General features: G+C 41.1%; 22 protein-coding genes. 21 read left to right on the top strand and 1 reads right to left on the bottom strand.

The genetic code is table 11. The features are described from left to right. The first annotated feature begins 469 nt into the window (after positions 1-469). The 11 genes from rpmH to ACPF7I_RS14485 all read left to right on the top strand — a co-directional run bounded on the left by rpmH (position 470) and on the right by ACPF7I_RS14485 (position 9,952). Positions 470-604, top strand: coding sequence for a 50S ribosomal protein L34 (gene rpmH / locus ACPF7I_RS14535; protein WP_003397591.1), 135 nt, complete (start codon positions 470-472; stop codon positions 602-604). A gap of 63 nt (positions 605-667) precedes the next feature. Further along, the gene (rnpA, locus tag ACPF7I_RS14530) at positions 668-1,006 is read left to right on the top strand and encodes a ribonuclease P protein component (RefSeq protein WP_430745493.1); all 339 of its coding nucleotides are present in this window, start codon (positions 668-670) and stop codon (positions 1,004-1,006) included. A gap of 63 nt (positions 1,007-1,069) precedes the next feature. Beyond that, entirely contained in the window at positions 1,070-1,837 is a 768-nt protein-coding gene (spoIIIJ, locus tag ACPF7I_RS14525) for a YidC family membrane integrase SpoIIIJ (protein WP_430745495.1), read from the top strand. Beyond that, entirely contained in the window at positions 1,834-2,451 is a 618-nt protein-coding gene (gene jag, locus ACPF7I_RS14520) for an RNA-binding cell elongation regulator Jag/EloR (RefSeq protein ID WP_430745496.1), read from the top strand. Before spoIIIJ ends, jag begins: the two co-directional genes overlap by 4 nt. 169 nt (positions 2,452-2,620) lie before the next feature. Then, positions 2,621-4,006 (top strand): tRNA uridine-5-carboxymethylaminomethyl(34) synthesis GTPase MnmE, encoded by a 1,386-nt coding sequence (gene mnmE / locus ACPF7I_RS14515; protein ID WP_430745497.1) that lies wholly within the window; start codon positions 2,621-2,623, stop codon positions 4,004-4,006. An 11-nt stretch (positions 4,007-4,017) separates the two neighbouring features. Continuing rightward, a complete protein-coding gene (gene mnmG, locus ACPF7I_RS14510) occupies positions 4,018-5,907 on the top strand; it encodes a tRNA uridine-5-carboxymethylaminomethyl(34) synthesis enzyme MnmG (RefSeq protein ID WP_430745499.1) in 1,890 nt (629 codons plus the stop codon). Positions 5,908-5,920: 13 nt separating this feature from the next. Then, complete coding sequence (gene rsmG / locus ACPF7I_RS14505; protein WP_430745500.1) at positions 5,921-6,634, top strand: 16S rRNA (guanine(527)-N(7))-methyltransferase RsmG; 714 nt, start codon at positions 5,921-5,923, stop codon at positions 6,632-6,634. A 35-nt stretch (positions 6,635-6,669) separates the two neighbouring features. Next, entirely contained in the window at positions 6,670-7,515 is an 846-nt protein-coding gene (noc, locus tag ACPF7I_RS14500; protein ID WP_430745502.1) for a nucleoid occlusion protein, read from the top strand. Positions 7,516-7,616: 101 nt separating this feature from the next. Then, positions 7,617-8,378 (top strand): ParA family protein, encoded by a 762-nt coding sequence (locus ACPF7I_RS14495; RefSeq protein WP_430745504.1) that lies wholly within the window; start codon positions 7,617-7,619, stop codon positions 8,376-8,378. Continuing rightward, positions 8,371-9,234 carry a ParB/RepB/Spo0J family partition protein gene (locus tag ACPF7I_RS14490; protein ID WP_430745506.1) on the top strand — a complete coding sequence of 288 codons (864 nt, stop codon included), beginning with the start codon at positions 8,371-8,373 and terminating at the stop codon, positions 9,232-9,234. Before ACPF7I_RS14495 ends, ACPF7I_RS14490 begins: the two co-directional genes overlap by 8 nt. A 13-nt stretch (positions 9,235-9,247) precedes the next feature. Beyond that, on the top strand, positions 9,248-9,952 hold the full coding sequence (locus tag ACPF7I_RS14485; RefSeq protein ID WP_430745507.1) for a DUF554 domain-containing protein: 705 nt from the start codon (positions 9,248-9,250) through the stop codon (positions 9,950-9,952). Here ACPF7I_RS14485 and yyaC read toward each other — a convergent pair. Further along, positions 9,944-10,534, bottom strand: a complete 591-nt coding sequence (yyaC, locus tag ACPF7I_RS14480; RefSeq protein WP_430745508.1) for a spore protease YyaC — start codon at positions 10,532-10,534, stop codon at positions 9,944-9,946. The two genes, ACPF7I_RS14485 and yyaC, sit on opposite strands and share 9 nt — an antisense overlap. A gap of 181 nt (positions 10,535-10,715) precedes the next feature. Between yyaC and ACPF7I_RS14475 the strand changes: the two genes are divergently transcribed. The 10 genes from ACPF7I_RS14475 (at position 10,716) to dnaB (ending at position 18,984) form a co-directional block, all read left to right on the top strand. Next, positions 10,716-11,591, top strand: coding sequence for a mechanosensitive ion channel family protein (locus ACPF7I_RS14475; protein WP_430745510.1), 876 nt, complete (start codon positions 10,716-10,718; stop codon positions 11,589-11,591). A 41-nt stretch (positions 11,592-11,632) separates the two neighbouring features. After that, positions 11,633-11,809 (top strand): DUF951 domain-containing protein, encoded by a 177-nt coding sequence (locus ACPF7I_RS14470; RefSeq protein WP_216367525.1) that lies wholly within the window; start codon positions 11,633-11,635, stop codon positions 11,807-11,809. A 20-nt stretch (positions 11,810-11,829) separates the two neighbouring features. Then, positions 11,830-12,930: a redox-regulated ATPase YchF gene (gene ychF / locus ACPF7I_RS14465; RefSeq protein ID WP_021094404.1), complete on the top strand. Its 1,101-nt coding sequence runs from the start codon at positions 11,830-11,832 to the stop codon at positions 12,928-12,930. A gap of 104 nt (positions 12,931-13,034) precedes the next feature. Continuing rightward, complete coding sequence (rpsF, locus tag ACPF7I_RS14460) at positions 13,035-13,322, top strand: 30S ribosomal protein S6 (RefSeq protein ID WP_009361077.1); 288 nt, start codon at positions 13,035-13,037, stop codon at positions 13,320-13,322. Positions 13,323-13,348: 26 nt separating this feature from the next. After that, a complete protein-coding gene (gene ssb / locus ACPF7I_RS14455) occupies positions 13,349-13,840 on the top strand; it encodes a single-stranded DNA-binding protein (RefSeq protein WP_085788910.1) in 492 nt (163 codons plus the stop codon). 32 nt (positions 13,841-13,872) lie between these two features. Beyond that, on the top strand, positions 13,873-14,109 hold the full coding sequence (rpsR, locus tag ACPF7I_RS14450) for a 30S ribosomal protein S18 (RefSeq protein ID WP_003397568.1): 237 nt from the start codon (positions 13,873-13,875) through the stop codon (positions 14,107-14,109). Positions 14,110-14,169: 60 nt separating this feature from the next. Next, a complete protein-coding gene (locus ACPF7I_RS14445) occupies positions 14,170-15,102 on the top strand; it encodes a YybS family protein (protein WP_430745513.1) in 933 nt (310 codons plus the stop codon). A gap of 21 nt (positions 15,103-15,123) precedes the next feature. Next, entirely contained in the window at positions 15,124-17,097 is a 1,974-nt protein-coding gene (locus ACPF7I_RS14440; RefSeq protein ID WP_430745514.1) for a DHH family phosphoesterase, read from the top strand. Continuing rightward, positions 17,094-17,546 carry a 50S ribosomal protein L9 gene (gene rplI / locus ACPF7I_RS14435; RefSeq protein ID WP_430745515.1) on the top strand — a complete coding sequence of 151 codons (453 nt, stop codon included), beginning with the start codon at positions 17,094-17,096 and terminating at the stop codon, positions 17,544-17,546. Before ACPF7I_RS14440 ends, rplI begins: the two co-directional genes overlap by 4 nt. 73 nt (positions 17,547-17,619) lie before the next feature. Further along, a complete protein-coding gene (gene dnaB / locus ACPF7I_RS14430) occupies positions 17,620-18,984 on the top strand; it encodes a replicative DNA helicase (protein WP_009361072.1) in 1,365 nt (454 codons plus the stop codon). Positions 18,985-19,093 lie beyond the last annotated feature (109 nt).

Raw genomic sequence — 19,093 nt, 5'->3', positions numbered from 1 at the left:
GCCGCTCTCCCTCCTTCTCCGCGCGGGTGTTCAACATTTGTATAACTTTGTCTATAAAAAAATTTTTTTCGACAATTTTCACTGGTTGTGGACAAATATTTACACAGGATGTGGACGAACCTGTCCACACATTATCCACATTTTGTGGATAATGAAAAAAAACTTATAGAATTATCCAGAGTAAAAACAACAATATAATAGCAGATAAATACTTATGTTGCAATGGGTTTAAAATATTATCCACAAAACGAAAAAGATGTGAAAAAAATTTATCCACAAGGTTATAAGATGTGAAAAACTTGTCGATAAATGTTGTGGATACGAAAAAAACGACAAAAATTTTATCCACAACAATAATCACAAGATAGTCAAAAAAAGATACTCCTGGAGTAGTTGACATTTCTCTAAATTTCTCACTATAATTAGAAAGACTGTCTTTTAACAGTTATTCCTCAGGGAGGTGTCATATATGAAAAGAACGTATCAACCAAATAAGCGGAAGCGTAGTAAAGTACACGGTTTCCGTGCGCGCATGAGCACAAAGAACGGAAGAAAAGTTCTTGCTCGCCGTCGTCGTAAAGGAAGAAAAGTATTATCTGCATAGGCCACTGAACGATCAGTGGTCTTTTTTCTAACGGGAGTTACGATCGAGGTGTGATTGGGACACATGAAAAAAAAATATCGCATAAAAAAAAATGATGAATTTCAAGAAGTATTTCAACGAGGAGCATCGGTAGCGAATCGGCAGTTTGTCATATACGTTCTAGATAAGCCTGAACAATCGTATTTCCGCATCGGATTATCTGTTAGCAAGAAAATTGGGAAAGCGGTCGTTCGAAATCAGGTGAAGCGCTATATTCGCCAAGTGTTTCACGAAGAACGTGATCGGATCGAAGCGGGAAAAGATTATGTCATTATTGCGCGGATGCCAGTAGCTACGATGGGGTATGAAGAGGTAAAAAAAAGTTTATTGCACGTTTTGAGACGGGCAAACGTTTTTCATTAAATGTTTGGACGAGCGATATGTTAAAATATTTCGTGGAACGTATAAAGTAAGGGGGAAAAACGAGTGAAAAAAAGGCAAGTCGCATGGCTGTTTCTACTTCTTGCTGTTGTGTTAGCAGGATGTACAGAAATTAATCAGCCAATTACTGCAGAAAGTAAAGGATTTTGGAACGAGTACATCGTTTACCCACTATCTTGGTTAATCACATACATGTCTGAGTTATTTGGCTCCAATTACGGTTTAGGTATTATTGTCGTTACGATTCTAATTCGTTTAGCTATTTTGCCGCTAATGGTCCAACAAACGAGAAATTCTAAAGCAATGCAAGCGCTACAACCAGAACTACAAAAACTTCGTGAAAAATATAGTTCAAAAGATGCGCAAACGCAACAAAAACTGCAACAAGAAACGATGTTGCTTTTCCAAAAGCATGGTGTCAATCCGCTGGCAGGTTGTTTGCCACTACTTATTCAAATGCCAATTTTAATTGGTTTTTACCACGCGATTATGCGTACAGAAGAAATTGCACGCCATAACTTTTTATGGTTTGACTTAGGGGAAAAAGACCCATTCTATATCTTGCCGCTTGTGGCGGGGGTAACGACATTTATTCAGCAAAAGATGATGATGGCAGGCACGGAACAACAAAATCCGCAAATGGCAATGATGCTTTGGTTAATGCCAATTATGGTCGTTGTATTTGCCATTAACTTTCCAGCTGCCCTCTCACTTTATTGGGTTGTCGGAAACTTGTTTATGATTGCACAAACGTATTTCATTAAAGGACCAGACTTAAAAGCAACAAAACAAGCTGGGGGAACAGGAAAGTGAAACGAGTGACGATGGGTGGCCAAACGGTAGAAGAGGCAGTGGAAAAAGCGTTAGCGCAATTACATGTGCCGAAAGAAGCGGTCGATATTGTTGTTGTTCAACAAGAAAAAAGGCCGTTTCTTGGCTTGTTCGGCGGAAAAGAAGCGGTTGTTGAAGTAACGATTAGTAACCCGTTTTTTTGCGTGGAATCGTTTTTAAAACATGTGATTGGACAAATGAATGTACGTGTCGCTCTTTCTTGTCAAGCGGAAGGAGACCGTTTCGTTGTTTCGCTTTCGGGGCAAGATGTAGCACGAGTAATTGGAAGACACGGTCAAACACTTAACGCTTTACAATTATTGGCGCAAGGAGTTTTAAACCGTTGCACCGATCGTCCGCTTCATGTTGTAATTGATGCGGAAGGGTATCGGAAACGAAGAGAAGAGACGCTTGTTCGTTTAGCGAAAAATATGGCGAAAAAAGCAATCCAAACGGGACAAGATATTTCGTTAGAGCCAATGAGCGCATGGGAACGGAAAGTCATTCATACAGCGTTAAGTGATGATGAAAGAATACAAACGTTTTCATCTGGGGCGGAGCCGTATCGTCATGTCGTTATTTCACTAAAACGATAAACATTCTCTAGGGGAAGTCGTTCCTAGAGAATTTTTTTTGTAAATTGAAACATGGTGTGTATGTTGTTATTCACATGTGGATAAGTTAAAATTTATTTGATTAACATTGTGGGTAACATATGTGTGACATAGATGTGGATGATTTTGTTCATGGAAGAAGGTGAATAACATGGAGTTTGATACAATTGCAGCAATCTCAACCCCGATGGGTGAAGGGGCAATTGCAATTGTCCGTTTAAGCGGGGATCAAGCGATACAAATTGTCGATCAACTGTTTGAGGGGGTTGGCGGGAAGAAGCTAAAAGACGTCCCATCCCATACAATTCATTATGGTCACGTAGTTCATCCTGAGACGAAAGAAACGGTTGAAGAAGTGATGGTAACCGTTATGAGAGCGCCAAAAACGTTTACGCGCGAGGATGTCGTTGAAATTAATTGCCATGGCGGTCTCATTTCCGTTAACCGGGTGCTTCAACTCGTGTTAGAGTACGGCGCCCGTCTAGCAGAACCGGGTGAATTTACAAAAAGAGCTTTTTTAAACGGGCGTATCGATTTATCACAAGCAGAAGCGGTAATGGATTTAATTCGTGCAAAAACCGATCGAGCGATGGCTGTTGCATTGAACCAAATGGAAGGAAGACTATCAAAACTTATTCGTCGTCTACGTCAAACGATTTTGGAGACGTTGGCACACGTTGAAGTAAATATTGACTATCCAGAATATGATGATGTGGAAGAAATGACGCATCGTTTGTTGCTTGAAAAGGCAACAGAAGTGAAAAATGAAATTGAACGATTGTTACAAACAGCACAACAAGGAAAAGTGTTACGAGATGGGTTAGCAACAGTCATTGTCGGACGACCGAATGTTGGGAAATCATCGCTACTAAACAGCTTGGCCCACGAAAACCGAGCGATTGTCACCGACATTCCAGGGACAACAAGAGATGTCATTGAGGAGTACGTTAACGTTCGAGGTGTACCGCTCCGTCTACTAGATACAGCAGGTATTCGTGAAACAGAAGATATTGTTGAACGAATTGGGGTCGAGCGATCACGGAAAGTGTTAAAAGAGGCAGACTTAATTTTACTCGTCCTCAACTATAACGAACCGTTAACGGAAGAAGATGAACGATTGTTCGAAGCGGTCAAAGGTATGGATGTTATTGTCATTGTTAATAAAACAGATTTACCGAAACGAATTGATATGGGGCGAGTACAACAATTGGCGCAAGGCGCACCAATCATTACAACATCGCTGTTAGAAGAAAAGGGAATCGACCAACTAGAAGAGGCGATTGCCTCATTATTTTTCAGCGGAGATGTAGAAGCGCGCGACTTAACGTATGTATCAAACTCGCGTCATATCGCGTTATTGACGCAAGCGAAAAAGTCGATAGAAGAAGCGATTCACGGCATCGAGTCGGGCATGCCGATCGACATTGTACAAATTGATTTAACAAGAGCGTGGGAGTTACTAGGAGAAATTGTTGGCGATACGGTGCACGAAAGCTTAATTGATCAGTTGTTCGCACAATTTTGTTTAGGAAAATAAGGAGGGTATTTATGCATTACGAAGCAGGGGCTTATGATGTCATCGTCGTCGGTGCTGGTCATGCTGGGTGTGAGGCTGCGCTTGCTGCTGCGCGCATGGGAGCAAGTACGTTAGTGATCACACTGAATCTCGATATGATTGCTTTTATGCCATGTAACCCATCGATCGGTGGACCTGCAAAAGGTATCGTCGTTCGCGAAATTGACGCATTAGGCGGAGAAATGGGGAAAAATATCGACAAAACGCATATTCAAATGCGTATGTTGAATACAGGAAAAGGGCCTGCTGTACGGGCGTTACGTGCACAAGCAGATAAATTTTTATATCAACAAGAAATGAAAAAAACGCTAGAAAATCAAGAGAATTTAACATTATTGCAAGGAAAAGTAGAAAAATTAATCGTAGAAGATGGTGTATGTAAAGGAGTTATTACGCATACAGGTGCCCACTATTACGCAAAGGCAGTTGTTATTACGACAGGAACATTTTTGCGCGGTGAAATCATTATTGGAGATATTAAATATTCAAGCGGTCCAAACAATCAACAACCATCGATTAAGCTTTCAGAACATTTAGAGGAGCTTGGTTTTGAGCTTGTTCGTTTTAAAACAGGGACACCGCCGCGAGTGAACAGCCATACGATCGACTACAGCAAAACAGAAATTCAGCCGGGGGACGATGTGCCACGCGCATTTTCATATGAGACGACACAATATATTACCGATCAGCTTCCTTGTTGGCTTACTTATACGACAGAGGAGACGCACCGAATTATCGATGAAAATTTACATTTGTCACCGATGTATTCAGGGATGATTAAAGGGACAGGTCCGCGTTACTGCCCATCGATTGAAGATAAAATCGTTCGCTTCCATGATAAGCCGCGTCACCAAATTTTCCTTGAGCCAGAAGGAAGACATACGCAAGAAGTGTATGTACAAGGTTTGTCTACAAGCTTGCCGGAGCATATTCAACGCCGAATGTTAGCGACAATACCGGGGTTGGAAAAAGCACAACTCATGCGAGCTGGCTATGCGATTGAATACGATGCGATCGTTCCAACGCAACTGTGGCCAACGTTAGAAACGAAGGTCGTTCAACGGTTATATACGGCAGGACAAATTAATGGGACATCAGGATATGAAGAGGCGGCTGGTCAAGGGCTTATTGCCGGTATTAATGCGGCATGCAAAGCGCTCGGAAAAGAGGAGTTAATTTTAAGTCGCTCGGAAGCATATATTGGCGTTTTAATTGATGATCTTGTTACAAAGGGAACGAACGAGCCGTACCGCTTGTTAACATCTCGTGCGGAATATCGTCTTTTATTGCGTCATGACAACGCAGATTTACGCTTAACGGAGATCGGTTATAAACTCGGATTAATTTCTCAAGAGCGATACGAAAAGTTTGTAGCGAAAAAAGAAGCGATCGAAGCGGAAAAGAAACGTTTAAAATCGTACATTATTAAACCGACGCCGCAAGTGCAAGAAATGATTCGCAACGTTGGGGGAAGCGAGTTAAAAGACGGTATTCGGGCGGCTGACTTGTTAAAGCGTCCAGAAATGACGTATGAGCATATCCAAATGATTGCACCGGGAGAACAACCGATCGACCCTGAAGTAGCGGAACAAGTAGAAATTCAAATTAAGTACGAAGGGTATATTGAAAAATCGCTACAACAAGTTGAAAAATTAAAGAAAATGGAGAATAAAAAAATTCCAGAAGACATTGATTACGATGCGATTACAGGGTTGGCGACAGAGGCGCGACAAAAATTAAAACAAGTTCGTCCGCTTTCAATTGCACAAGCATCGCGCATCTCGGGAGTCAATCCGGCGGATATTTCAATTTTATTAGTTTATTTAGAGCAGGGAAAAATCGCACGCGTGTCAAATGAATAAAGAGGGATGAATAATGGATGTAAATGTATTTAAACAAATGTTAGGGGAGAAAGGCATCTCGCTTTCTCCTCAACAACTCGCTCAATTCGAAACATATTATGAACTGCTTGTTGAATGGAATGAAAAAATGAATTTAACGGCTATTACAGACAAAGAAGGCGTATATTTAAAACATTTTTTTGATTCCATTACACCTGCTTTTTATTACGATTTCTCGCGACCTTTATCCATTTGCGATGTTGGGGCGGGAGCAGGGTTTCCGAGCATACCGTTAAAAATTTGCTTTCCTCATCTACATGTATCAATTGTTGATTCTTTACAAAAACGAATCACATTTCTTAATCATTTAGCAGGGCAACTTGGACTTGAGGGAGTTGCTTTTTACCACGATCGCGCTGAAACGTTTGGACAAAAAAGTGTCCGCGAGTCGTTTGATGTTGTGATGGCTCGTGCGGTTGCTCGTTTGTCTGTCCTAAGTGAACTTTGTTTACCGCTTGTAAAAGTAGGCGGGACGTTTATCGCGATGAAAGGAGCGTCAGCACACGAAGAGCTTGAGCAAGGGAGCACAGCGATCCGTGTGCTAGGCGGCGAAGTGACAAAAGTAGAACAATTTTTATTGCCTATTGAGGAAAGCGAACGAGCTATTGTTTTTGTTGAAAAGAGACGAAAAACACCGAAGAAATATCCACGCAAACCAGGGGTACCAAACAAACTTCCAATTGAATGAATGTTTTGAGTTCTCAAAGGTGGTGTCAGGGGGAAATGAAGCATCCTTTTTCGCGCTTTTTTAGCTTTGGTGAGAAAGAGCAAGGAGAAATCGTTGTACCAAATGAAGAAATCAAGCGAATCGCTATTTCACAAATTGTCCCAAACCGTTTTCAGCCGCGGACCATTTTTGTTGAAGATAAAATTGACGAACTAGCACAAACAATTCGAACACATGGAATGATTCAGCCAATTGTCGTTCGAGAATGTGAAGATGGGAAGTTCGAAATCATTGCAGGGGAACGAAGATGGAGAGCGGCGCAAAAGCTTGGCTGGACGGATATCCCTGCCATTATTAAAAATTTAAACGATACGGAAACAGCTTCTGTTGCTTTAATTGAAAACTTACAGCGGGAAGAATTGACGCCGATTGAAGAGGCGATGGCTTATGCTCGCTTGCTAGAATTGCATCATTTAACGCAAGAAGCGTTAGCGCAACGGCTCGGAAAAGGACAATCGACGATTGCTAACAAACTTCGCTTATTAAAGCTACCTCAAGAAGTACAAGACGCATTATTACAACGTCAAATTACAGAGCGTCATGCTCGCGCTTTAATTGTGTTAAAAGATTACGATAAGCAGTTAAAGTTGCTTGAAGAAATTATCGAAAAGCAACTAAACGTGAAACAAACAGAAGATCGAGTCGCAAAAATGCTAGAAGAAAATGAAAAGCGCCCGAAGCCGAAACGAAAATCGTTGAGTAAAGATATGCGTATCGCTGTCAATACGATTCGTCAGTCGTTAACGATGGTCGCTGATAGTGGTGTAGCTATTGATTCAGAAGAAGAAGAGTTTGAAGACTATTACCAAATTACAATCCGCATCCCGAAAAGACAAAAATAACACCTCATCAAAAACGACGATGGGGTTTTCTTTTTGTATATGAAAATATTGAAAAATTCATGATACAATAAAAGTATTATAGGTAAAGGATGGGGAGCATTGTGGGGAAAATTATTGCGATTGCCAATCAAAAAGGCGGTGTTGGCAAAACGACAACGGCGGTAAATTTATCAGCGTGTTTAGCTCATATGGGAAAGAAAACGTTACTTGTCGATATTGATCCGCAAGGAAATGCGACAAGTGGTATTGGTGTGGAAAAACATGAAATTGAACAATGTGCATATGACTTATTAGTTGAGGAAGTGGATGTACGTCAAGTCATTCGCCCGACAAATATTGAGCGATTGCATATTATTCCTGCCACCATTCAATTGGCAGGAGCAGAGATTGAACTCGTTCCAATCGTTTCAAGGGAAGTGCGCTTACAAAAAGCATTAAGTCCGGTGAAAGATATGTACGATTTTATTATTATCGACTGTCCACCTTCCCTCGGATTGTTGACAATTAATGCGTTAACTTCAGCAGATACAGTATTAATTCCTGTGCAATGTGAATATTACGCATTGGAAGGATTGAGTCAACTATTAAATACGATTCGTCTCGTGCAAAAACATTTAAATTCGAATTTACGCATTGAGGGTGTATTGCTCACGATGTTTGATGCGCGCACAAACCTTGGTATTCAAGTGATTCAAGAAGTCAAGAAGTATTTTCGTGAAAAAGTGTATGAAACGATTATCCCGCGCAATGTACGACTAAGTGAAGCACCAAGCCATGGGAAGCCAATTATTTTGTACGATGCGAAATCGCGGGGAGCGGAAGTATACGCAGACTTTGCGGAAGAGGTGATCGCAAATGGCTAAAGGGCTCGGAAAAGGCATTCATGCTCTTTTTACCAACTTGGAAGCAGAAAAAGGGGAAACGGTTCAAGAAATCGATATTCAACAACTTCGTCCTAACCCATATCAACCGCGCAAAACGTTCGATGAACAAGCGCTAGAAGAATTAAAGCAATCGATTATGGAACATGGGATCGTCCAACCACTCATCGTTCGTCAGACGATCAAAGGGTATGAAATTGTCGTCGGTGAGCGGCGCTTTCGAGCAGCGCAATTAGCAGGAATGAAAACTGTTCCAGCTGTTGTGCGTGAACTTTCGGATGAAAAAATGATGGAGATTGCATTACTTGAAAATTTACAACGTGAAGATTTAAACCCAATTGAAGAAGCAACAGCATATCAACTATTGCTTACGAGATGCAAACTAACGCAAGAGGAGCTAGCAAAAAGATTAGGAAAGAGTCGTCCACATATTGCTAATCACCTTCGTCTTCTTTCACTTCCAAGTGATGTACAGCAAATGATTGAAGAAGGTACACTATCGATGGGGCACGGTCGGGCGCTACTTGCATTAAAAAACAAACAAAAACTTGCAGCTGTTATTCAACGAGTCATTCAAGAATCGCTTAATGTCCGACAACTTGAGACACTTATTCAGCAACTAAACAAAAATGTTCCACGTGAAACATCGAAAAAGAAAGAGGAAAAAAATTTATTTTTGGCACAAAGTGAAGCGTTATTGCGCGAGCGTTTAGGAACAGCGGTATGTATTAAAAAGCATCGAAAAAAAGGGAAAATTGAAATCGAATTTTTCTCAGAAGAAGATTTGACGCGTATTTTGCAACTGTTAAATGCATACGATGAACAGATGGATGAATAGGATGTGAAATTAGTTGGCTTTACTCGGTACGTTTGTTAACGGAATATGTATTATTATTGGATCTCTGTTAGGTGCTATGTTTAAAAATATACCAGAACGGATAAAATCTACGGTTATGAATGGAATTGGGCTTTCCGTCGTTGTGCTCGGCGTAAAAATGGGATTAGAAAGTGATCAATTTTTAATTGTCATTATTAGTTTAGTTTTTGGTGGAGTGCTGGGGGAAATATGGGATATTGAAGAAAAGCTTGAAAGAATAGGGAAATGGGTGGAAAGAAAAATAGGATACGGAGCAGAAGGGGCAATCTCTAAAGGATTTGTTAGTGCCACGCTTCTGTTTGTCGTTGGTTCGATGGCCATCGTCGGTGCGCTACATAGCGGGTTAAGAGGCGATCATCTTGTACTATATACAAAATCGATTTTAGACGGCTTTGCGAGCATCATCTTAACCGCTACGTTTGGCATCGGCGTTATTTTTTCAGCTATTCCCGTTGTCGTTTATCAAGGATCGATTGCCTTACTGGCTACGCAAATTAATCAGTTCATTCCATCAAGCGCCCTTGAAGCATTTATTGCTGAATCGACCGCAACAGGCGGGATTTTAATTATTGCGATTGGATTGAACATGTTAAATCTTACATCCGTTCGTGTCGCAAACTTATTACCAAGTATTTTAATCAATGCGTTAATTGTTGCTTTCATGCATATGTTATTCTGATAGTTTATATTTCAGTTCGTTCACTTTCAACGACGCAAACCGTTGCTGTTTTTTCAGTTGCATTCCAGCTTCATAAATACCTGTTGCAATTGTTTCTGCCATATTCATTACTAAATGAAGTCGGGTGTTTTGTAGCACGAAAAATTCCATAAATCCGCTCACATTGACAATTCCGGTAATGTGGGCATCACCGACAGAAGGGAGATTTTTATTGACAGCCGCTCCTGGTTTTAATGGACCTTTTTCAATGGATACCATCCCGATGTTTTTCACGCGCCCGAGACAAGCATCAACAGCGATCATGAATGCCTGTTTATGCTGTTGTTGAATGTCTTTTAGCTTTTCTTCTAAATTAACGGCATGAATGGGGTCTTTTAACGTTCCGTACACATAAAACGGCAACGATCCTTTTTGCTCGAGCATTGTGCCAACAAGTGGACCGAGCGAATCGCCAGTCGAACGATCGGTACCGATGCAAATGATGACGACAGGTGTATGTGTAGAAGTTGGAAGCAAATATAAAATCGATGATGCAAGTTGGGATGCCGCATTTGGTTCATCATAAAAAAATTTGTTTTGCATACGTCCGTTCCCTCCTCCGATTAAATGACATGGTAACAGTATACGGAAAAATGTGAATATATATACATTGAACGTCCTAGAAAGTTCGCGTGCTACAAATGTAAGCAAAATACTGTTACAATAACTTATGCGTAAACAAGGGAGCTTGTATAGGTCATTTTGCTACGGTGGAGGTGTTTAAATGGAGCAAATTAAAAAAATATACGTTCGTTTTGTTGAGGAAATGTTGGAAGGGGACTGGCTTGTCATAGTCGGTGTCAGTTTGTTTAAAATGATAGCGATCATTCTCGTAGCATCAATTTTGCTGAAGGTTGTCAAATTAACGATCGCGAAGTTTTTTGCCGTTCGGCAAAAAGCACCGATCCGGTTATCTGAACGAAGAGAAGCAACATTGATGCGCTTATTGAACAATATGGCTACGTATAGCATTTACTTTATTACGTTTATGATGATTTTAGATGCTGTTGGCGTCGATATTCGTGCCATTTTAGCCGGCGCTGGCATCGTTGGGCTTGCTGTTGGTTTCGGAGCACAAAACCTTGTTCGCGATATTATCACAGGGTTTTTTATTATTCTTGAAGATCAGTTTGCGGTTGGAGATTATGTGCGTATCGGGACATTTGAAGGACATGTAGAAGAAATCGGTTTGCGTACAACGAAACTGAAAAGCTTTACGGGTGAAGTGCATATTTTGCCGAACGGGACGATTACGCAAGTGACAAACTTTTCTTTAAATAATAGCGTGGCGGTTGTTGATGTAAGTATTGCTTATGAAGGTGATTTAGAGAAGGCGGAAGCTGTTATTCGCGAAGTATTACAAGAAATGCCAAATAAATATGAAGATATTGTGAGCCCACCAGAATTGTTAGGCGTACAAAATTTAGGACCGTCTGAAGTGGTCATGCGCATTACGTGCGAAACGAAGCCGATGCGCCATTGGCATATTGCTCGCGCCTTGCGGAAAGAAATTAAGCTTCGTTTGGACGAGCGTGGCATTGAAATTCCGTTTCCTCGTTTAGTTCTTTATAATCGTGAACAACAAGCGGAACGTGCTTAAACATCGGAAAGGAGTGTGCTATATTGAATAAAGAGTATGGCATGCATGATATCGTTGAAATGAAAAAGGAGCATCCTTGCGGGACAAATCGTTGGAAAATCATTCGAATGGGCATGGATATTCGCATTAAATGTGAAGGATGCGGTCATAGCGTTTTGTTGCCGCGGAAAGAATTTGAACGAAAAATGAAAAAAGTGCTTGTCAAACATGAGGAATAGATGAAGAGAGGAGTATTATTATGGGTTTAACAGCAGGAATTGTTGGTCTTCCAAACGTCGGAAAATCAACGTTGTTTAATGCGATTACAAAAGCAGGTGCCGAATCTGCCAACTATCCGTTTTGTACGATTGAACCAAACGTCGGGATCGTTGAAGTGCCAGATGAGCGGCTAAAAACGTTGACGAAACTATTTAATCCAAAACGTACTGTTCCAACGGTATTTGAGTTTACGGATATTGCTGGAATTGTAAAAGGCGCAAGCAAAGGTGAAGGGTTGGGGAATAAGTTTTTATCTCACATTCGTCAAGTCGATGCGATTTGCCAAGTTGTTCGTTGTTTTTCTGATGAAAATATTACCCATGTGGCTGGAAAAGTCGATCCGATTGCTGATATTGAAACAATTAATTTAGAGCTTATTTTTGCCGATTTAGAAACAGTAGATAAGCGAATCGATCGCGTTGGAAAAATGGCTAAACAAAAAGATAAAGAAGCGGTGTTCGAATACGACATTTTAAGCCGCCTAAAGGAAACGTTTGAAGCGGGGAAACCGGCGAGAACGCTCTCATTTACTGAGGAAGAAATGAAAGTCGTGAAGCAACTCCATTTACTAACAATTAAACCGATGTTGTATGTTGCTAACGTTGGGGAAGAAGATTTAGCTGATCCGAACAACAATGAGTACGTCCAACAAGTAAAAGCATTCGCGAAAGAGGATAACGCAGAAGTGATCGTCGTTTGCGCAAAAGTTGAGGCCGAGATGGCGGAGTTAGACGATGAAGAAAAGGAAATGTTTTTACAAGAGCTCGGCATCGAGCAATCCGGCTTAGACCAACTTATTCGTGCGTCATATAGCTTGCTCGGGCTAGCAACATATTTTACAGCGGGTGAGCAAGAAGTGCGTGCATGGACGTTCCGTAAAGGAATGAAGGCACCGCAATGCGCAGGCATTATTCACTCTGATTTTGAAAGAGGATTTATTCGTGCAGAAACAGTATCGTATGAAGACTTAGTTGCAGCAGGATCGATGGCTGCTGCTCGTGAAGCAGGAAAAGTACGATTGGAAGGAAAAGATTACGAAGTGCAAGATGGTGATATTATTCATTTCCGTTTCAACGTCTAATCTTGCATATGAAAGATGTTCGTGATATAATCATCAAATGTGAGTAATGATATATTGCTCCTTGCTCTGTACAGAGCCGTGTAGACCAAAAGGAGGTGACTGTGATGAGAAAGTACGAAATTATGTACATTATCCGTCCGAACATGGAAGAAGAAGCGAGAAAAGCAGTTGTTGAGCGTTTCAATAACGTGTTAACTGAAAACGGTGCGGAAATTACAAACGTAAAAGAATGGGGTAAGCGTCGTCTCGCTTATGAAATTGAAAAATTCCGTGACGGTTACTACATGATTTTGAACGTTGTTGCGAAGCCAGCGGCAGTTCAAGAGTTTGACCGTTTAGCACGCATCAGCGAAGATATCATTCGTCATATCGTCGTGAAGGAAGAAGAATAATTTCCTCATGAATAGGAGTGGTTCTGATGATTAATCGCGTAATTCTCGTCGGAAGACTGACGAAAGATCCAGAATTACGCTATACTCCAAATGGAGTTGCTGTTGCCACGTTTACGCTAGCGGTGAACCGAACATATACGAACCAGCAAGGTGAACGTGAAGCAGATTTCATTAACTGTATCGTTTGGCGCCGGCAAGCTGAAAATGTGGCAAACTACTTAAAAAAGGGTAGTTTAGCTGGAGTAGAAGGTCGAATTCAAACGAGATCATACGAAAACCAAGAAGGAAGAAAAGTGTATGTGACAGAGGTTGTCGCCGATAGCGTGCAGTTTTTAGAGCCGCGAGGTGGCGGTGAGCAACGTGGCATGGCATCAGGCAGCTATGGCGAGCCGTTTCCATTTGGATCAAATCAGAACCCGAACCAAGGACGTAGCAGCGGATTCAGTCGAATTGATGATGATCCATTTGCGAACGATGGACAACCAATCGATATATCGGATGATGATTTGCCGTTTTAATATACACATGACCAATGAAAGGAGGATATACGATGGCAGGACGTAAAGGTGGACGCACAAAACGTCGTAAAGTTTGCTACTTTACAGCAAACGGAATTACACACATCGACTACAAAGATGTAGACACATTAAAGAAATTTATTTCTGAGCGTGGTAAAATTTTACCTCGTCGCGTAACAGGTACGAGCGCAAAATATCAACGTAAATTAACAATTGCAATCAAGCGTGCTCGTCAAATGGCTTTATTGCCATACGTTGCGGGCGAATAAAAAGAAAAGCAGTAAGGGGGACGGAGCCTTACTGCTTTTTGCTTTCGAGGAGGGAAAAAAGTGAAAAACGCGCGTGTATTAACAGAGGGGGCTGTGCAGCTCGCCATTTTTACTGTGCTCCTTTTACTTAGTTTATATATGCCTGTATTCGGGATGGTTGCTACGTTTTTTTTAGCGATTCCATTTCTTTTATTTACAATGCGCCATACATATAAAAATGGCTTATTTTTACTTGTCGCATCATTCATTCCGTCCGTTTGGTTCGGTTCACTTTTCTCTGTTCCGATGACGTTTATGTTTGCAAGTAGCGGAGTAGCCATGGGGCATGTATGGCGAAAAAATGGTGGGAAATACGCGGTTTTACTCGTTGGCACACTCTCTTTTTTAGCCAGTATGATTATCATTTATGCTAGTTCTGTTTTGTTTTTTGACATTCACATTGGCAAACAAATTGAAGAAATGATGCAACAATCATTTCAAAGTGCACAAACCATATTAGAAAAAATTGGGCAACCAGCAAACGAACAATTTGAAAAAACGATGAAACAAACGATGGACGTTATCATCGATTTATTGCCGACTGCGTTCGTTTTCGCGGCTGCATGTTTTGCTTGGATTACTCAACAAGCTGCCTTGCCTATTTTAAAGCGATTAAATATGCCGATTGGCAACTGGCAACCGTTTCGGGAACTCGTTTTACCAAAAAGCTTATTGTGGTACTATTTAGCGGCTATGCTTTTATTATTTTTTCCGATCGGGCACGGCTCATTTCTTTACGTTGCGCTCATCAATTTATTTCAAATTTTACAGTTGCTTATGATGATCCAAGGGTTCTCGTTCATTTTCTACTGGATGCATCATAAACATATGGGACGTAAAGGCGCTATTGCGATTGTTGTTCTATCTCTATTTTTCCCTTTTTTACTTCACCTCGTGCGAATATTAGGTATAATTGATTTAGGATTTGATTTGCGAAAGAGGTTGAAAGATTAATGACGCAAGGAGCTGACGTTCATGTCCAGTTTGTATGAAAAGCAGAGGCATCGCTATCCCTTGTACGTTTTAATTGGTATTACGTTCATATTGCTTGTTATTGTAACGTACTTTGAATGGGTGATTGGGATAGTTGCTGCTGTGCTCCTTGGACCTACGTTATTCCACGTATTTCGATCGTATAAAGTCGCCCAAGAGGAAATTGAAGATTATATTTCTACTCTTTCTTACCGCATTAAAAAAGTGGGGGAAGAAGCGTTAATGGGTATGCCAATTGGCATTATGCTCATTAACGACGAGTTAGAAATCGAGTGGACGAACACCTTTTTATCCTCTTGTTTTGGAGTCGATACGTTAGTCGGCCAATCGTTATATGATGTTGCTGAGCAACTCGTTCCTTTAATGAAAAAAGAAGCGACAGAAGAAGTCATTACGTTACATGATCGAACGTTTAAAGTAATGATCCGTCGAGAAGAGCGGTTACTTTACTTTTTTGACATTACTGAACAAGCAGAACTAGAGAAAAAGTATGAGCAAGAAAAAATCGTATTAGGCGTCATTTTTCTCGACAATTACGATGATGTGACGCAAGGGATGGACGATCAAACGAAAAGTCAGCTCAACAGTCAAGTGACGTCCATTTTAAACAGATGGGCAAGCGAATATGGGTTATTTTTAAAACGGACGTCGTCGGATCGATTTGTCGCTGTGTTAAACGAACATATTTTACAACAGCTCGAGAAAAATAAATTTTCCGTTTTAGATGAGGTGCGTGAACAAACAGCGAAAAATCATGTTCCGTTAACGTTAAGTATCGGTATTGGAACAAACTCTCCTTCTTTGCCGGAATTAGGGGCATTGGCTCAGTCAAGTTTAGATTTAGCGCTTGGGCGTGGTGGCGACCAAGTAGCGATTAAACAACCAAATGGCAAAGTGAAATTTTACGGCGGGAAAACGAATCCGATGGAGAAACGGACAAGAGTCCGAGCACGTGTCATATCGCATGCGCTCAAAGAGCTCATCTTAGAAAGTGAGCAAGTGTTTATTATGGGACATAAATACCCCGACATGGACGCCATTGGTGCTGCTATCGGTATTTTAAAAGTAGCCCAAATGAATCAAAAGGAAGCGTTTATCATTATTGATACGAGCCGTATTGACTCTGGAGTACAACGGTTACTTGAGGAAGTGAAAAAGCAGACGGAACTTTGGTCTCGCTTTATTTCTCCTGAGCAAGCGTTAGAGTTAGCGACAGAAGATACGTTACTTGTTGTTGTCGATACACATAAACCTTCCCTTGTGATTGAAGAACGGCTATTGTTGCGACTAGATCGGGTTGTAGTCATTGATCATCATCGTCGCGGCGAAGAATTCATTCAAGATCCGATTCTTGTTTATATGGAACCGTATGCGTCATCAACGTCAGAGTTAGTGACGGAATTGTTAGAATATCAACCGAAACGCTCGAAGCTTTCTATGCTTGAGGCGACAGCTTTATTAGCTGGCATTGTTGTTGATACGAAAAGTTTTACGTTGCGCACAGGATCGCGGACGTTCGATGCCGCTTCATATTTACGTGCACAAGGGGCGGATACAACACTTGTCCAAAAATTGTTAAAAGAAAATATTGAGCATTACGTTAAACGTGCTAAAATAATTGAGAACGCTATCATCGATGAACACGGTTTCGCGATTGCGAAAGGGAATGTGAACGAAACGTATGACCCTGTTTTAATTGCTCAAGCAGCGGATACGTTATTATCTTTGCATGGCGTTGTCGCTTCGTTTGTGATCTCGAAGCGAAACGATCAAACGATTGGAATTAGCGCTCGTTCATTAGGAGATGTCAACGTTCAGTTAATTATGGAAAAGCTTGATGGCGGCGGCCATTTAACGAATGCTGCGACCCAGCTCGCCAATGTAACGATTGACGAAGCAGAAAAACGGTTGCGAGCAGCCATTCGAGAATATATTGAAGGAGGTAAAGAAACATGAAAGTCATCTTTTTAAAAGACGTGAAAGGAAAAGGGAAAAAAGGAGAAGTAAAAAACGTTGCTGATGGCTATGCGCAAAACTTTTTATTTAAACAAGGGCTCGCGATTGAAGCAACTCCAGCGAACTTAAAAGCGTTAGAAGCGCAAAAAAATAAACAAAAGAAAGAAGCGGAAGAGGAATTAGCTCGCGCAAAACAATTGAAAGAAAAAATTGATACGTTGACAGTTGAGTTGTTTGCGAAAGCTGGTGAGGGAGGCCGTTTATTCGGTTCGATCACAAGCAAACAAATTGCTGAGGCGCTCCAGCAACAACATGACATTAAGATTGATAAACGTAAAATTGAATTGGATGATGCGATTCGAGCGCTAGGATATACGAATGTACCAATTAAGCTTCATCCGGAAGTGACTGCGACATTAAAAGTACATGTGCAAGAGCAAAAGCAATGAAATGTGATTTTATGCCGGATTTTTTCCGTGCATATAATCACATTTTTCTTATGAAAAAGGATGGTGAGCGTATATGAACGACGTATTTGCTGATCGACTCCCCCCACAAAACATTGAAGCTGAGCAAGCTGTGCTCGGAGCGATTTTATTGGAGCCATCGGCGCTCACGACCGCTTCAGAAATATTAATTCCCGAAGATTTTTATCGAGCTGCCCATCAAAAAATTTTCCGAACGATGTTGCAACTATCTGATCGTGGTGAACCAGTCGATTTAGTAACCGTTACATCTGAACTGGCAGATGCGAATGCCCTTGAAGAAATAGGAGGCGTTTCGTACTTAACCGAGCTAGCCAATGCTGTTCCGACGGCGGCAAACGTACAATATTATGCGAAAATTGTAGAGGAAAAATCTATTTTACGCCGTTTAATTCGTACAGCTACATCTATTGCTCAAGACGGCTATACGCGGGAAGATGAAGTAGAAGATGTGTTAAATGAAGCGGAGCGCAAAATTTTAGAAGTATCGCAACGAAAAAACACGAGCGGATTTCAAAATATAAAAGATGTGCTCGTTCAAGCATATGATAATATTGAAATGCTTCATAACCGTAAAGGTGAAATCACCGGAATTCCGACTGGATTTATTGAACTCGATCGGATGACAGCCGGGTTTCAACGAAGCGATTTTATTATTGTTGCTGCTCGTCCATCTGTCGGGAAGACGGCATTTGCATTAAATATTGCTCAAAATGTGGCGACGCGTACGGGTGAGAATGTGGCCATTTTCAGCTTAGAGATGGGAGCGCAACAGCTTGTGATGCGTATGCTTTGTGCGGAAGGAAACATTAATGCTCAAAATTTACGAACGGGCAAACTGACACCGGAAGACTGGGGAAAGTTGACGATGGCGATGGGAAGCCTTTCGAATGCCGGTATTTTTATTGATGATACGCCGAACATTCGCGTCAGTGAAATTCGCGCCAAGTGTCGTCGCTTAAAACAAGAACAAGGACTTGGAATGGTATTAATCGACTACTTACAGCTTATCCAAGGAAGTGGACGAAATCGTGAAAATCGTCAACAAGAAGTATCGGAAATTTCTCGCTCACTAAAAGCGTTAGCTCGTGAATTAGATGTTCCTGTCATCGCTTTATCACAGCTCTCTCGTAGCGTAGAGCAGCGCCAAGATAAACGCCCGATGATGTCTGACTTGCGTGAATCGGGAAGTATTGAGCAAGATGCGGATATTGTCGCTTTTTTATATCGTGATGATTATTACGATAAAGAATCGGAAAATAAAAACATCATTGAAATTATTATCGCAAAACAGCGGAACGGTCCGGTTGGTACTGTACAGCTTGCTTTTGTTAAAGAGTATAACAAGTTTGTCAACTTAGAGCGCCGCTTCGATGATGCAAACGTTCCACCGGGAGCTTAATTGAATACGAATAAAAAACATAAAATCATATATAAATGTTCGGTTTTTTATTGATTTTTCGTAGTTGATTTGGTACACTTACTTTGTTTGGAATTGATGAAGCGGAGGT

The organism is Anoxybacillus dikiliensis (assembly GCF_050613275.1).
Classification (GTDB): domain Bacteria; phylum Bacillota; class Bacilli; order Bacillales; family Anoxybacillaceae; genus Anoxybacillus.
The sequence above is the reverse complement of the archived record's forward strand: the minus strand, read 5'-3'. Positions and strand labels throughout refer to the sequence as shown.